This window comes from Bradyrhizobium sp. Rc2d, assembly GCF_900099855.1.
Lineage (GTDB): Bacteria > Pseudomonadota > Alphaproteobacteria > Rhizobiales > Xanthobacteraceae > Bradyrhizobium.
In genome coordinates, this window is the sequence record NZ_FNCU01000001.1 from 872,340 (window position 1) to 887,392 (window position 15,053).

Below are 15,053 nucleotides of genomic sequence, written 5' to 3' on the forward strand. Positions count from 1 at the left end.
AACAGGAAACGAAATCACGGCGGCGACGGCGCCTTCCGCAGGGTGTGCGGCGCGTCACGGTGCTGGCGATTGGCGCTGTCAGCATCCGCTAAGGCCAGCGCTCCGAGGGGTCATGTGTGGCAATTTCCTGGCGGCTGCAATGAATCTCCGGCTGGGGCAACATCACGAAACTTGATGCGCCAGCAGTGACCGGGTTAGCGTTTCGGCGCGGCCTTAGAACTTCCCCAAGTTCACGTAAGTTCGCACTGGATCGCCGCCTGGGTGCTCTCGGGCGGCGATCCGGGTCGTCACCCGCAGGGGTGCTCCACATCGTCATTTCGTCGCAGGGCCTTGCGGCCTTGCCGGCATTGCCGCCTTGTGCATCATGCAACATGATGGCTGCTGGCGACGATTTGTCTTCGAGGTGGAGGTCATCCGATGAACGAGAACGAAATCCGCAATCTGGTCGCGGAAGTGAAGCAAGGCACGCTGTCGCGACGCTCGTTCATCCAAAAGGTGGCTGCGATCGGAATCGCAGCGCCGATCGCGAGCCAGATCCTGGTCTGGAACGATGTGGCGATGGCGGACGCCACGTTGCCCTACAAGCCGGCCAAGGCCGGCGGCGGCGGCCCGCTCAAGCTCCTGTTCTGGCAGGCCCCGACCCTGCTCAATCCACATTTCGCGATCGGCACCAAGGACCAGATGGCCTCGCGCGTCTTCTTCGAGCCGCTCGCCGGCTGGGACAAGGAGGGCAATTTGATCCCCTGCCTCGCCGCCGAGGTCCCGACCAAGGCGAACGGCAGCCTTGCGGCCGACGGCACGAGCGTGATCTGGAAGTTGAAGCAGGGCGTCAAATGGCACGACGGCAAGCCCTTCACCGCCGACGACGTCGTCTTCACCTGGCAGTACGCCGCGGATCTCGCAACTGCGGCCTACACCACGGGATCCTACAAGGACATCAAGGTCGAGAAGATCGACGACCACACCATCAAGGTGATCTTCAAGGCGCCAACGCCGTTCTGGGCCGATCCCTTCGTCGGCTCGGTCGGCCAGATCCTGCCAAAGCATCATTTCGGCGACTATACCGGCGCCAAGTCGCGCGAGGCACCGGCCAATCTGAAGCCGGTCGGCACCGGCCCGTACAAATTCGTCGAGTTCAAGCCCGGTGACCTGATCCGCGCCGAACGCAACCTCGACTATCACGTCAAGAACCAGCCGCATTTCGACACGCTCGAGATCAAGGGTGGCGGCGATGCGGTGTCGGCGGCGCGCGCGGTGCTGCAGACCGGCGAATATGACTTCGCCTGGAACATGCAGGTGGAGGAGGAGGTCCTCAAGCGCATGGAGGCGAGCGGCAAGGGCAAGCTCGACATCACACCGTCCGGCAATGTCGAGTTCATCATCCTCAACACAACCGACCCGTGGACCGAGGTCGACGGCGAGCGTTCGAACGCCAAGACCAAGCATCCGACGCTGTCCGATCCGGCCGTGCGCCGGGCGATCAACCTCCTGCTCGACCGCGATTCGATCCAGAAATTCATCTACGGCCGCGGCGGTGTCGCCACCGCGAGCTTCGTCAACGCGCCCAAGCAGTTCAAGTCGCCCAAGCTCAAATACGAGTTCAGCATCGACAAGGCCAGCAAGATCCTCGACGAGGCCGGCTGGAAGAAGGGCGCGGACGGCATCCGCGAGAAGGACGGCAAGAAGCTCAAATACGTCTTCCAGACCTCGACCAACGCCCCGCGCCAGAAGACGCAGGCCATCATCAAGCAGGCCTGCGAGAAGGCCGGCATCGAGATCGAGATCAAGGCGGTCACCGCATCGGTGTTCTTCTCCTCGGATGTGGGCAACCCCGACACTTACTCGAAATTCTACGCCGACATGGAGATGTACAACACCACGCAGCCGCAGCCCGATCCGGAGCGTTTCCTGAACCAGTGCGTCTCCTGGGAGATCGCCAGCAAGGACAACAAGTGGCTCGGCCGCAACATCTCCCGCTATTCCGATCCCGAAGCCGACAAGGCCTACAAGGCCGCGCAGAACGAGCTCGACCCGGTCAAGCGCGCCGCACTGCTGATCAAGGTCGACGAGACCTTTTGCGAGGCCAACGTCTTCCTGCCGCTGCTCTCCCGCAACGTCGTCAACGCCAACGTCAACAACCTCATGGTCGACATGTCGGGCTGGGACGTCACGACGTGGAATTTAGCGAGCTGGTATCGCACCTGACGCCGCAGGCCAGCGAGGGCGCCACGGACACCTTGCATCCGGCCCCCATCATCTTCCCACTGTGTGATTCAGGTCACAGCAGAATCAATCGCCCTCGCCTACAACAATCGTGCATGGCCGCAAACAAGGTAACGGCGGTACGCACGGGGCTGGGGAGGCGATCAACAGCTACGAACTTTCGAAGCCGCCATGGTGAAGACCTCGGCGGCTTTTTTCTATGGCAGGGCGGCCGGCGCCAGCGCCATGCGGCCAATGCGGGACATCACCAGCGCCAGCGGCGATCGTCGCTATGACGGTCAAAAGCCTTTCTTTTGTTCGCGCTCTTCCTCCACCTGCCGCTCAGCTTCGAGCCAAAAGTCCAAGTCGCGGTTGGCCGGACGGCCGGCCTGCTCCCAGAGCTCATAGGCGCGTGCCCGCACCTTGCCGCGCCGCATCATGCGGAGGAGCTTTTGCGTCAGCTCCTCGGCAAAGCTCCTGAATCGCGTGACAGTGGTTTCGTCCTTGGCGAGCACCGCCGCTCGCGTTGCGAGCTCGATCTGGTGCTCTATCTTTTGCTGCTCGTCCACGGTGAACACCGCGCCCTGCGAACGGACCCGCACCACAGCTCATGCTGCTTAGAGCCTCAATTCATTCTCGAGAGTTCCGTTCCGCGTGCAGTGCAGACGCAGACCACCATTTCGAAGTGAGCCGGCCGTGACGGTTCTAAAGCGCGATGAGATTTGGATGAATCGTCATCGCGCTTCAGGTTTCTGTTTACGCATGATTTTTCCGGAAAACCGCTTCGCACTTTTCCGGATCATGCTTTAATGCCACGTCGTATCCGCTTCGACGATCACGGCCCTTGTTTCGGGATCTTCGGTCGTGTTGCAGGTGCAGGGCATCCCCTCACCGCACCGGCAGCCGCCCAGCTTCTCACTCCAAGGCCGGAGCGGATGGTTTTCGCAGACCCATCCCAGACCGTGGCAGAAGGGACATTTCTTGCGAGTCACAGCGTATCCGGCGTCCGCGTGGTGTTCGACTTGTCCTCGTTGCGCAACTGCTGCTCGGCCGCCTGCCAAAACTCGTCCTCACGGCCTTCGGGCTTGCCAGCTTGCTCCCACAGTCGGTGCGCGCGCTCTCTGATGTCCTGCTCGGTCGGCTCAGGCATGGGCACCTCCTGCTATAAAGCACGGCCCCATCCTTGGGGAGTATGGGGGCTTGGAGGCGGGGCCGTGCAGACCAGCAATCGGCGGCGACGCTGGCCCGCGGATTCAAGCCGCGATCATGCGCAAGAGTTCCTTTCCTCCCGCGAACTCGACCACGCGGCGTGGACTTGGCCAGAAGTCGATCGATGATGCGCTTTGAAGTCGTCGGTAGCGGGGGAGGGATCCGCCACCACATTCAAAAAAAGGAAATCCCTAGTAACTCCAGAAGCTTGGTTGCATGAGGAGCGAAGCTGCGCGGGCTGGCTTGAATATTTGAGATGAGCTCCAGATCAACCTGGCCTGACGAGAATGCAAACGGAACTTCCAATATGGATGGCCTGCTCTGTAGCAACGAGGCCGCCGCTGGTATGGTCGCGCTTGAACAGCTTGATCGTGTCGGTGTCCTCGTTCGCCGCGAACAGGAATTTGTCCGACAGTGCCAGCGCAAAGAACCGAGGCGTCTTGCCGCCAGTCGCGGTCCAGCCGATCGGCGATAGCCTGCCGCTCGCCGGCTCGATCGCGAACGTTGCGATGCTGTCGTCGCCGCGATTTGACGCGTAGACAAAACGTCCATCTGCCGACACCGCGATCTCTGCCGCCCGGCTATTTCCCGTGTAGGCATCAGGCACCGCCGACACGATCTGGAACGGTGCAAGCGTGCCGGTTGCAGGATCGAAATGATAGGCCGTAACGGTCGAGTCGAGCTCGTTGACGACATAGGCGAGCCGGCCGCCGGGATGAAACGCCACGTGGCGCGGGCCTGCCCCTTCACGCGCCCGCGCCGGCTTGCCGACGAGCACGAGCTTTCCTTGTTCGCCGTCGATCCTGTAGGTGAAGACGAGGTCGAGCCCCTTGTCGGGCACCACGATAAACTTTCCCGACGGATCGAACTCGACTTGGTGCGGCTTGGCGAAAGGCTGCTCAACACGATGTGGCCCGATCTTGCCCTCGAGCTTGACCAGATCGATCACGGCGCCGAGCGACCCATCCTCGTGCCGGGACAGCAGAGCAAGCGTGGAGGTGATGTGGTTGGCGACCACCACAAACCGGTTGCTCGGGTCGATCGCGAGGTGGACCGGGTTCTTGCCTTCCGTGCTCTGACGGTTGATCACGGCAAGCTTGCCGCTCGCGGGATCGATCGCCATTGCCGTGATGTCGCTGAGATCGCCATGCACCGTGTAGAGGAAGCGGCGTGTCCGATCGAAGGCGAGGAACGACGGATTGACGAAATCGCCGAGAAGCTGGACGTGCCGCCAGGCGCCGGTCGCGTTGTCCATCTCATAGACGTTGAGCCCGTCGCCGCGGGCGTTGCGCTCCTTGGTGGTGCGCGCGCCGACATAGACGAAAGAGCGAGAGCCTTCGAGCATGTTGTCCTCCTGGTGGGACGTCTGTGTTCGGGATGACGCGGATGCGCCGGGCCACGCTGCGCTCACCGCGCCTGCAGCGACGAGACGTGCGAACAAGCGTCGCGACAGGAGTGCGCCGTCAGCTTGGAGTGGCGACGCGGGGCGTGCAATCGACTTGCTGGGCGTCATGCCTCTCCCCAATATTGCTTTTTATTTTTTAAAACACAATTATGGTCCCGACGCAAGGACCGGCCCTACGTCCCGCTTGTGCCGCCCGCGCCGGTAAGCGACATCTCCTTGAGAGGATCAACCCGAGTCGCCGCCCCATGCCCCGCCCCAATCTCGCGACCCAGATGACCGCGCGGATCCTCGACTACATCCGCGCCAATGGCTTGCAGGCCGAGCAGCATCTGCCGAGCCAAACGCTGGCCGATGCCCTCCGGGTCTCGCGCGCCCCGATCAACGCGGCCCTGCAAATGCTCGAAGAGATGAAGGTCGTTCGCTCCGAGCCCAATCGCGGCTTCTTCCTGGTCAAAAGCGCAGCCGAGCTTCCCGACCTGCCGGATGCGGAGGAGGCCGAGCCGGAGCGCGAGGACGAGTGGTACTTTGCCATTGCCGAAGACCGGCTTGCAGGAAAGCTCCCGGATAAGGTCAGCGAGAACGAGCTGATGCGCCGCTATGGCCTCTCGCGCACGCGGCTCCTAAAGATTCTCACGAAAATAGCAGAGGAAGGCTGGATCGAGCGCCTGCCCGGCAATGGCTGGGCTTTTGGCCCTCTTCTCACGTCGCGCGAAAGCTATCAGCAGGGCTATCAGCTGCGCGTCGCTCTGGAGCCGCAAGCGCTGCTGCTGCCGAGCTTCGAAATCGACCCGGCGGCGTTCGCGGCGGCGCGCGAGCAGCAGCAATGGCTGCTCGACGGCGGCTACAAACGCGCCTCGCGCTCCGAGATCTTCGCCGCCAACGCCGAGTTCCACGAAATGCTGGTCGGCTGCGCGCGGAATCCGTTTTTTGTCGATGCGGTCAAGCGCGTGAACCGGCTGAGGCGGCTGGTGGAGTACCGCATCACGGTGGACCGCAGTCGCCTTCCCATCCAGTGCCGCGAGCACATCAACATCCTGACGTTGCTGGAAAAAGGCCTGCGGCAGGAGGCCTCGGACTTCCTCCGCGTCCACATCGAAGGCGCCGGCCTCATCAAGGTGCCGAAGGTCTAAACCCCAGCCATATTGCATTTTATAAGATAAAATGCATAACTGCCCGCAACGCGCCGGCCTGCGGGGAGGTTGGCGTTGCCCGACAAGCCCCCGCGGAAACGCAGCAAGGGAACGCCAAATGTCCGCAACGGCAGCGACCATCGAGCAATCCACCATGCGCAAGGTGTTCTGGCGCATCGTGCCCTATTGCTTCGGCCTCTACGTCATCTCCTATCTCGACCGCGCCAATATCGGCTATGCGGCGCTCCAGATGAACAAGGAGCTCGCGCTGTCGAGCGAAGCCTTCGGCTTTGCCGCCGGCATCTTCTTTATCGGCTATTTCCTGTTCGAGGTGCCGAGCAATGTCGCGCTCAACAAATACGGCGCCCGCATCTGGATCTCGCGAATCCTGATCAGCTGGGGGCTGGTCGCAACCGCAAGCGCCTTCGTGCAGAGCGCGATGCAGCTTTATGTGCTGCGCTTCCTGCTCGGCGTCGCCGAGGCCGGGTTCTTTCCGGGCATCATCATCTATCTGACCTATTGGTTCCGCGCCAAGGAGCAGGCGACGACGGTGGCGCTGTTCACGGCGGCCATTCCTGTTTCCTATCTGATCGGCGCGCCGCTCAGCACCTGGATCATGGATCATGTCGCCGGCTTCGGCCTCAGCGGGTGGCGCTGGATGCTGCTGCTGGAAGGCGGCCCCGCCGTCATTGCCGGCATCCTCAACTATTTCGTCATGACCGATCGCCCCGAGCAGGCCAAATGGCTCTCCTCAGAAGAGCGCGATTGGCTGACCGAAGAGTTGCGCAAGGACCACGCCGAAAGGCGCAACGTGCAACATCTCGGAATCATCGCGGCCATCACCAATCCCAAGGTACTGTTCCTGTCGGCGATCTATTTCATCTATCAGGTCGGCAATCTCGGCATCGGCCTTTGGATGCCGCAGATCATCAAGGGACTGTCGGCGTCGCTGAGCAACTTCGAGGTCGGCCTCGTTGCGATGCTGCCTTACGCCTTCGCGACCCTCGCGATGGTGCTTTGGTCGCGCAATTCCGACCGCACCGGCGAGCGGCAGAAGCACTCCGCCATTCCGCTGCTTCTTGGCGCCGTGGCGCTGGCGCTCTCCGGACTGGTGGCGCAGCCGGCGATCGCGATGGCGCTGATCTCGCTGGCGCTGGCCGGCATCTACGCCTTCAAGTCGCCGTTCTGGTCGCTGCCGGGCCTGTTTCTCACACGCTCGACCGCCGCCGTCTCCATCGCCGCGATCAACTCGATCGGCAATCTCGGTGGTTTTGCCGGACCCTACGCGATCGGCGCCATCAAGGATGCAACCGGCAGCACCTATGGCGGGCTCCTGCTCCTCAGCGCCTTGCTGCTCGCCTCGTTCCTGATGACCTGGTTCGCCAGGATGGAGAATCAGGGCAAGGCGCAGACGCAACCGGCCGAGCAACATGCCTGACCGGACAGACAGGATACAGGGATGACTGAACTCGCGACGCTCGTCAGTGGCGCACAAGCCTATCGCATCGCCGATATCGCGACTGTTGCAGGCGACGAGCTCCCTCGCCTGCCCGTGATCCTGCGCATCCTGCTCGAAAACGTGCTGCGCAACGGCGGCGAGGACCGGCAGGCGGCAATCGATGCCATCCTCGGCTGGCTCGCGCATGGTTGCAGCGAGCGCGAGATCGCATTCCAGCCTTCGCGCGTTCTGATGCACGATACCACCTGTGGCCCGGCGCTGGTCGACATCGCGGGCCTACGCGCCTCACTTGCGGAAGCCGGCGGCGATCCCAGGCGGCTCAACCCGGTGCTGCCGGTCGACGTTTCGACCGATCACTCGATCGGCGTCGACGTGTTCGCTCGTCCCGACGCCGTGAAGCGCAACATGGCGCATGAGATGAAGCGCAATGGCGAGCGGTATCGGTTCATGAAGTGGGCGAGCGCCGCGCTCGACAATGTCCGCATCCATCCGCCAGGGACCGGCATCATGCACACGCTCAACCTCGAGCGGCTTGCAAGCGTGGTCACGACGTTCGAGCGCGATGGAACGGCATGGGCTGCCCCGGACACCTTGATTGGCACCGACAGCCATACGCCGATGATCAACGGAATCGGCGTGCTGGCCTGGGGCGTCGGGGGACTGGAAGCCGAGAGCGTCATGTTCGGCATGCCGGTCACGATGCGCGTGCCCGACGTGGTCGGTGTTCGCCTCATCGGGCGCCTGCGCGAGGGCGTGCTTGCAACGGATCTTGCTCTTACCGTCACCGAGCGGCTGCGGCGGATCGATCTTGCGGATCGCTTCGTCGAGTTCTTCGGACCCGGTGTGTCGAGCCTCTCCGCCGGCGAGCGCGCGGTCGTCGCCAACATGACGCCGGAGTTCGGCGCCAATTCCGGCTACTTTCCCATCGATGCGCGCACGCTCGAATATCTCGCGCAAACCGGCCGCTCGCCTGCGCAGCTCGAGCTGATCGAGGCCTATGCACGCCGCCAGCGGCTCTGGCTCGATCCGGACGCAACGCCTCGCTACACCAAGACTGTCTCGATCGATCTCGGCGAGATCGAGATCAGCCTGGCCGGGCCCCGCCGGCCGCAGGACCGCATTTCCGCCGACAAGGCCGCCGATGCGCTGTTGCCTCTGCTGGCAAGCAAACCCGACACGACAACGCCGGACTGTCAGGATCCGGATGGGCCGGCGGACGGGGCGGTGGCGATTGCCGCGATCACGAGTTGCACCAACACGTCGGATCCACGGCTCCTGATCGCCGCAGGGCTCGTTGCGCGCAAGGCGCGACGGCTGGGACTGAAGCCTCCGGCATGGGTCAAGACCTCGCTTGCACCGGGTTCGCCCGCGGCAGAGCGCTATCTGCAACGCGCCGGCTTGCTCCCCGATCTGGAAGCGCTCGGCTTCGGCATTGTCGGCTATGGCTGCACGACCTGCATCGGCAATTCGGGACCGCTCGCACCTGCCATGACCAAGGCCATGCAGGACCCCGAGCTCGCTCCCGTCGCGGTGCTGTCAGGCAATCGCAACTTCCCGGGCCGCGTGCACGCGCAAATCGAGCTTGCGTTCCTGGCATCGCCCCCGCTCGTCGTTGCCTATGCGCTTGCCGGCGACGCGCGTCGCAACATCCTGCATGATCCCATCGCGCGCAATGCCGCCGGCGCCGACATCCGGCTCGCCGATATCTGGCCGACGGGGAAGGAGATCGACGAGGCATTGATGCTGGCACAGAACGCCGGCGACTACGAGGACGCCTATGGCATCGCGGAAGCGAGTGCCGATTGGGCGGCTTTCGAGGCGCCAGGCACAGCGCTCTTTCCATGGAATGACGCCTCCACCTATATCCGGCGCCCGCCATTTGCGGGACTCGGTAGCGGCACGCGGCTAGGTCGCTACCAAGCGGCGCCGCTGCTGGTGCTGGGAGATGACATAACCACCGATCACATCTCGCCAGCCGGCGCGATCGCAGCAAGCAGCGAGGCGGCCGAATATCTCGTTGGCCATGGTGAGGACGCGCACGATCTCAACGTTTTCGCCTCCCGCCGCGGCAATTGGGAGGTGATGCTGCGCGGGCTGTTCACCAACAAGAGCGTACGCAACCTGCTTGGCCCCGATCTCGTACCGGGAACAACGATTCACGCCGGCTCCGGCGAGTGCATGTCGTTGCGGCGGGCTGCGGAGCGTTATGCGCAAGAAGGCCGCTCCGTCGTCATCGTCGCCGGCGAGCGCTATGGCATGGGCTCCTCGCGCGACTGGGCAGCCAAGGGCGTGGCGCTGCTCGGTGTCCGCGCGGTCCTCGCCCTGAGCTTCGAGCGCATCCACCGCTCCAACCTGATCGGCATGGGAATCCTGCCGCTCCGCCTGCCCGCCGACCGTCATCCGCGGGACCTGGATCTCCGGCCGGATGACAGCCTCGAGATCGAAGCTCTGGCGGAGATGGTGACCCCGCGCGCGGCCATCAACGTGCGCATCTTGCGGAATGGCGCGGAGACCGACCGGTTCGTCGCGACGGCTGCGGTCGAAACCAATCTGGAATGCGAAATTCTCCGCGTCGGAGGCTTGCTGCCGCTCATCCTGCGCAACGCCATGCCTCGTTCCGGCATCGAACGCTGAGGCTGTCCCTCACCGCCCCTGGAAGACCGCCGGACGCCGTTCGATGAAGGACTGGATGCCCTCGCGCGCGTCGGCGCTCTTGAGCACGCGATCCCGGATCATCGGGATGCAGGCGATCGCAGCCGCCTCGCCCTGCTCGGCATATTTCGCGGCCGCCTCCTTGGTGACCTGAATGCCGAGCGGTGCGTTGCGGGCGATGATCGCCGCGATCTCCATGGCGCGGGCGACCTGCTGGCCCGCCGGCACGACCTCCTGGACGAGACCGATCTCACGGGCGCGCTGCGCGGTGAATTCATCGCAGAGCAAGAGGTGGTACATGGCATTGCCCCAGCCGGCGCGGGACAGGTAGCGGAAGTGCGCGCCCCCGAGCGGCGCGATGCCGCGCTTTGCCTCCATCTGGCAGAACCGGCTGTCGTCAGCGGCGACAACGATGTCGCCCGCCAGCATCAGCTCGATTCCAACGGTATAAACGATGCCTTGCGTCGCCGTCACGATCGGCTTCTTGCAACGCTTGGTGAGGCCGAACAGGTCGACATTGCCTTCCCTGACGTTCCGCTTCTCTGCGTTCGGCCCGAAGAATTTCGGCATGTCGAGACCGGCGGTAAAGTCCTTGCCCTCTGCGCAGATCACGCCGACCCAGAGGCTATCGTTGTTGTGCAATTCGGTCAGCGCGTCCGACAACAAATCCATCATCGCCGGCGAGAACGAATTCTTCTTCGCAGGATTGTCGATGACGATCTTCAGGATGTGATCGTGCGCTTCGGTGCGGATCGTGCCCTCGGTGGTCATTTTTAGCGTCTCCTGTCTACCTGTCGTTCTTGATGGCAAGTGCGGTACGGATGGCTGCGGCCCGCTCGGGCGGGAAGGCTGCGGCGCCCTCCCGGAGAATATCGAGGAACGACAGCACGCCGCCGCGTGAGCCCCAATTGCCTTCTTCGATGATGCGGAAATTCACCCACCAGCCCGGAGCAGGCTCCTTCATCTCGCAGGCATCCGCGAGGGCTCTGAGAACGTTGCGAATGACTGTGGCGCGGTCGTCCCGGGTCCAGCAGCAATCCATCACGACGACGTCGACCACCATGACGTCGCTCGGCTGGTCCGACAGCAACTCTCCACCGTGTGCGATCATGTCGAGCGGCCGCTCGAGGAAATGCACCTGGTAACCTCGCCGCGCCTGGGGGACGAGCCGGCCGACCTCCGGCACCAGCACGGCATCGGTCAACGTCTTGGCCAGCATCCGGCGCTACTCGCCGTTCAATCGTCCCTGCGGGGTCATCACATGGATAAACGTCATCGCAATCTCCCGGCGCGGTCACGGCTCACTATGTCACGCGTCATACTTCACACCTCATGAATAGGTAGCGCTGACGCTTCCAAACGGCCCGAAGTCGCCGACGAAAGTCTCGCCTCGCTTCGGCCGCAGCATGCCTGTCAGCGTGCCCGTGCTGATCATCTGCCCTGCCTTCATGCCGATGCCCGTGCGCGAAAGCTCGTTGGCAAGCCAGGTCAGCGGCACGACCGGATGATCCAGCAACTCCGCGGCCCTGCCCTTGCTGCGTACTGTGCTGTTGCATGTCAGGGTGACCTCCTGCCCGGCGATGTCGCTATTCTGCCAGTTCGCAATGGCGGGACCATAGACGATCGTGCCGGAGCCGGCGCCGTCAGCGAGAATCGCCGGCAGTGGCGGGAACGCGGCGTCATGAACGAAGCGGCACTCCGCCAGCTCGATTCCGGGATGCAGCGACGCCACGGCCTCGGTCACCTCCGGCACAGTGTAAGGCCTGGCGCGCGGCGGCAGATCAATGCCGAGCACCGCCTGATACTCCACTTCGGGAATCGGACTGCATTGGCTGGCGTGTTCGACGATGCCGGGCGACTCCACGACGAGCGGCGCATATACCCGGCCATAGATCGGCGAGTCCGTACGCAACTCCCGCTGCAAGCCTTCCTTCATCGCTGCGATCTTCCATCCCGCGACGGTCCAGCCGAGCTCCTCCTCGACCATGCGCGCGATGCGATAGGCAGTCGCCTTGTCGGGCGGCACGAGACGCTGGTCGAGGCCGCTCTGCTGACGTCCTTCGCGGCGCAGGGTTGCGAGCAGTCGCGCGAGTTCACGTTGGGCCGACTGATCCATCGCGATTACCTCACCAGCAGCGCGGCCGCGCGCGACAGCGGCACCGGCGCCTCACCCAGCAGCAAGTCGATGGCCTCATCCTCCCAGCGCTGACTCTCCAGGTTCAGCGTGTTCGGCTCTTGCAAGCGGTGCTCCAGCACGAAGCGCGCCAATAGCAGGCGGCGGGCATCGCCGCCGGATGTACCCAGGCGCGAGCCCTCCTGGATGAACAGCGCGGCGGTGACGGCATGATAGAGCTTGCCCGCCGCGGCACGGCAGAAGCGCTCGTTCTCCTTGCGTGCCGCGACCTCTTCGGCAAAGCGCAGCGCGCCATTGATCGCGCCGTCGAGCCGCGTGCGAAACTGACCGGGAATGCCCTGTGTGTCGCCGAGCCGGGTCGCGAGATCGTCGCGCAAGGCGGCATGCGCGCCGACTTTTCCGACGGCGCGCTGCACGGCATCGAGCGCGTTGATGTTGCTGGTGCCCTCCCAGATCAGGCCGAGATGGGCATCGCGCACCAGCCGTGCATTCGGCCAGTCCTCAATATAGCCGTTGCCGCCGCGCGCTTCCATCGCACCGGTCGCCACCGTGACATTGTCGCGGCAGGCGCGGTATTTGACAACAGGCGTCAGCAGCCGCAGCACCTTCTCGGGCGCGGTCGCCGAATAGAGCAGCGCGGACAGCGCCTGCTCGGTCGGCACCATCAGCTTGACGAGTTGTCGGCGCATCAGGGGATGTTCGATCACCGCGCGACCGAAGGCATTGCGGTGACGAGAGGCCTGGAGTGCTTCGTTCAGGCAGCGGCGCATCATGCCGGCGGCACGCGCCAGATGCGAGACGCGGCTGGAATTCACCATTACCAGCATCTGCTTCAGGCCCTGGTCGAGCGCGCCGAGCTGGTAGGCCACGGCGCCCTCGAACACGATCTCGCCGCTCGCCATGGTGCGGCTGCCGAGCTTGTCCTTGAGACGCACGATGCGATAGGCGTTGCGGCTGCCATCCGGCAGCGTCTTCGGCATCAGGAACAGGCCGAGGCCACGCCCGCCCGACGGCGCACCTTCGGGCCGCGCCAGTAACACGGCCAGTTCAGCATCTGCATTGGAGCAGAACCACTTCTCGCCATAGAGCCTCCACTGCGCTCCGTCACGCACCGCGGTCAGATCTGCCGCGCCGACGTCGGACCCGCCCGCCTTCTCCGTCATGAACTGCGCGCATTTGAGCAGCGTGGCCGGATCCTGGCTCCACATCCGCGGAAGATAGCGCTCATGAAGCTCAGCACTGCCGAAGCGACGCACCAGCTCCGAGGAGCTGTCGGTGAGGTTCACCGGGCAGAGCAGGCCGAACTCGGCCTGCGCGAACAGATAATGAAACACGTATTTCGCGATCGGCGGCATCGCCGAGGGCCAGCCCAGCACGCCAGCGCGGTTGCACATCGCGTGCATACCGAATTGTCCGAACGCGATCCGCTCCATCTCGCGATAGGCGGGGTGGTACTCGACCCACTCCTCGTCGCGGCCGTAGCCATCACGGGGATGCAGCACGGGCTGGTGGCGCTCGGCCTGATCGGAGAGATCGTGCAGCTTGCTTCCGGCGAGCGCGCCGAGCTCGGCAAGATGCGGCTCCAGATGCGCCAGCAGCGGCGCCTCCATGTACAGGGGAAGCAAACCCTGAAGGCTCGGGTCGATGGCATAGTAATTCAGCCCACGGCAGGTCGGCGCTAACGCCATCGATCGCCGGGACGACGCTTCGCGGCTCGCCAAACCGACATGAATTGTCATGAGCTTCCTCTCCGGATGGGCATATCTTGGGCTGGACGAACCTTGGGCCAGCTTGGGGGTATGACTTGACACGGTCGCCCGCAAACGACTTCTTGGGAGGGCGCCTTGAGCCAAACTCAAGGCGCGAATAACCCGCGGGGCGGACTATCATGGCGTCACGACGACTTCCTCCGCTCCATGCCGTCCGGGCATTCGAGGCTGCCGCACGCCATTTGTCGATCACGCGCGCCGCCGACGAGCTGAACGTCACGGTTGGCGCTGTCAGCCGGCATGTCCGCGCACTCGAGCTGCGCATGGGCACGGCCTTGTTCCTGCGCGGATCGCGAGGCCTGGTCCTGACCTCGGCCGGCAAAGCCTTCGCCGATTCCGCGCGCGAAGCGCTGGACCGCATTGCGGATGCGGCCGAAGGCCTGCACCTCCGGCAATTCAGGCGGCTCTCCGTCGGCGTCTACGGATTCTTCCTGTCGCGTTTTCTCCTGCCGATATGGCCCGGCTTGAGGGCAGCACATCCCGAGCTGGAGATCGATCTGCACACCAGCGCGAATCCCGTGGACCTTCTCGCCAGCCGCTACGACGCCGTCATCGCTGTCTCGGACGGACAACCCAGGGCCGGCCTCGTCACCCACCCGCTGCTGCCGATCGCGACCGTGCCGGTCTGCTCGCCGGCTCTGCTGAAGGACGGCGCGCTGGACTTCACGTCCGTTCCGCTGCTGCACAACAGGCCGCGACCGGATGATTGGCGGCGCTGGCTCGACCATGCGCAACTCGGCAAGGTCCCCATCCGCGGCGGGAGCAGTTTTGAGAACCTTGGCCTCGCCATCGAAGCTGCGGCGGCCGGGCTCGGCGCCGCCATCGCGATCGAGAGCCTGCTCGCTCCGGATCTTGCGCAGCTCAATCTCGTCAAGGCGCATCGCATCGTGCGGCCGACGCGACGTTACTTCGTGCTCGAATACGAGCAGCGCATGGAGGACGACACCGCCGTCGCGGCCTTTGCCAATTGGCTGTGCAATGCCTGCAAACAGCAGGGCAGCAACAAGGCGGCAACCAGGACATCCACGCGAAAGCGTGCGGCCGGCTAGTTGAGTTTCGCTCAAGGCGCACCGAAAAAGCCTCGTTTGCCAGT

Annotated in this window: 12 protein-coding genes; 5 read left to right on the top strand and 7 right to left on the bottom strand. The window is 64.0% G+C overall.

All coding sequences use genetic code 11. The annotated features are described in order from the left end of the window. The first annotated feature begins 417 nt into the window (after positions 1-417). Positions 418-2,205 (top strand): peptide ABC transporter substrate-binding protein, encoded by a 1,788-nt coding sequence (locus BLV07_RS04085; protein ID WP_091879965.1) that lies wholly within the window; start codon positions 418-420, stop codon positions 2,203-2,205. A gap of 296 nt (positions 2,206-2,501) precedes the next feature. On the opposite strand, the gene BLV07_RS04090 is transcribed toward BLV07_RS04085, so the two are convergent. The 3 genes from BLV07_RS04090 to BLV07_RS04105 form a co-directional block, all read right to left on the bottom strand. Beyond that, positions 2,502-2,804 carry a DUF2934 domain-containing protein gene (locus BLV07_RS04090; RefSeq protein WP_244550948.1) on the bottom strand — a complete coding sequence of 101 codons (303 nt, stop codon included), beginning with the start codon at positions 2,802-2,804 and terminating at the stop codon, positions 2,502-2,504. Between the two features lie 386 nt (positions 2,805-3,190). Continuing rightward, positions 3,191-3,352 (bottom strand): DUF2934 domain-containing protein, encoded by a 162-nt coding sequence (locus tag BLV07_RS04100; RefSeq protein WP_091879971.1) that lies wholly within the window; start codon positions 3,350-3,352, stop codon positions 3,191-3,193. A gap of 327 nt (positions 3,353-3,679) precedes the next feature. After that, entirely contained in the window at positions 3,680-4,756 is a 1,077-nt protein-coding gene (locus BLV07_RS04105) for a lactonase family protein (RefSeq protein WP_091879974.1), read from the bottom strand. Between the two features lie 305 nt (positions 4,757-5,061). Here BLV07_RS04105 and BLV07_RS04110 point away from each other — a divergent pair, with 305 nt between their 5' ends. The 3 genes from BLV07_RS04110 to acnA all read left to right on the top strand — a co-directional run bounded on the left by BLV07_RS04110 (position 5,062) and on the right by acnA (position 10,039). Beyond that, the gene (locus BLV07_RS04110; protein WP_091879977.1) at positions 5,062-5,946 is read left to right on the top strand and encodes a GntR family transcriptional regulator; all 885 of its coding nucleotides are present in this window, start codon (positions 5,062-5,064) and stop codon (positions 5,944-5,946) included. A gap of 118 nt (positions 5,947-6,064) precedes the next feature. Next, on the top strand, positions 6,065-7,384 hold the full coding sequence (locus BLV07_RS04115) for an MFS transporter (protein WP_091879980.1): 1,320 nt from the start codon (positions 6,065-6,067) through the stop codon (positions 7,382-7,384). A 21-nt stretch (positions 7,385-7,405) separates the two neighbouring features. After that, a complete protein-coding gene (gene acnA, locus BLV07_RS04120) occupies positions 7,406-10,039 on the top strand; it encodes an aconitate hydratase AcnA (protein ID WP_091879982.1) in 2,634 nt (877 codons plus the stop codon). A gap of 9 nt (positions 10,040-10,048) precedes the next feature. Here the strand turns inward: acnA and BLV07_RS04125 are convergent, their stop codons facing one another. The 4 genes from BLV07_RS04125 to BLV07_RS04140 all read right to left on the bottom strand — a co-directional run bounded on the left by BLV07_RS04125 (position 10,049) and on the right by BLV07_RS04140 (position 13,930). Continuing rightward, a complete protein-coding gene (locus BLV07_RS04125) occupies positions 10,049-10,828 on the bottom strand; it encodes a crotonase/enoyl-CoA hydratase family protein (protein WP_091879985.1) in 780 nt (259 codons plus the stop codon). Positions 10,829-10,844: 16 nt separating this feature from the next. Continuing rightward, entirely contained in the window at positions 10,845-11,276 is a 432-nt protein-coding gene (locus BLV07_RS04130; RefSeq protein WP_210187780.1) for a tautomerase enzyme, read from the bottom strand. A gap of 111 nt (positions 11,277-11,387) precedes the next feature. Beyond that, positions 11,388-12,173: a 2-keto-4-pentenoate hydratase gene (locus tag BLV07_RS04135; protein ID WP_091879988.1), complete on the bottom strand. Its 786-nt coding sequence runs from the start codon at positions 12,171-12,173 to the stop codon at positions 11,388-11,390. Positions 12,174-12,178: 5 nt separating this feature from the next. Then, on the bottom strand, positions 12,179-13,930 hold the full coding sequence (locus tag BLV07_RS04140; RefSeq protein WP_244550949.1) for an acyl-CoA dehydrogenase family protein: 1,752 nt from the start codon (positions 13,928-13,930) through the stop codon (positions 12,179-12,181). Positions 13,931-14,079: 149 nt separating this feature from the next. Here BLV07_RS04140 and BLV07_RS04145 point away from each other — a divergent pair, with 149 nt between their 5' ends. After that, a complete protein-coding gene (locus BLV07_RS04145) occupies positions 14,080-15,009 on the top strand; it encodes a LysR substrate-binding domain-containing protein (RefSeq protein WP_091879992.1) in 930 nt (309 codons plus the stop codon). Positions 15,010-15,053 lie beyond the last annotated feature (44 nt).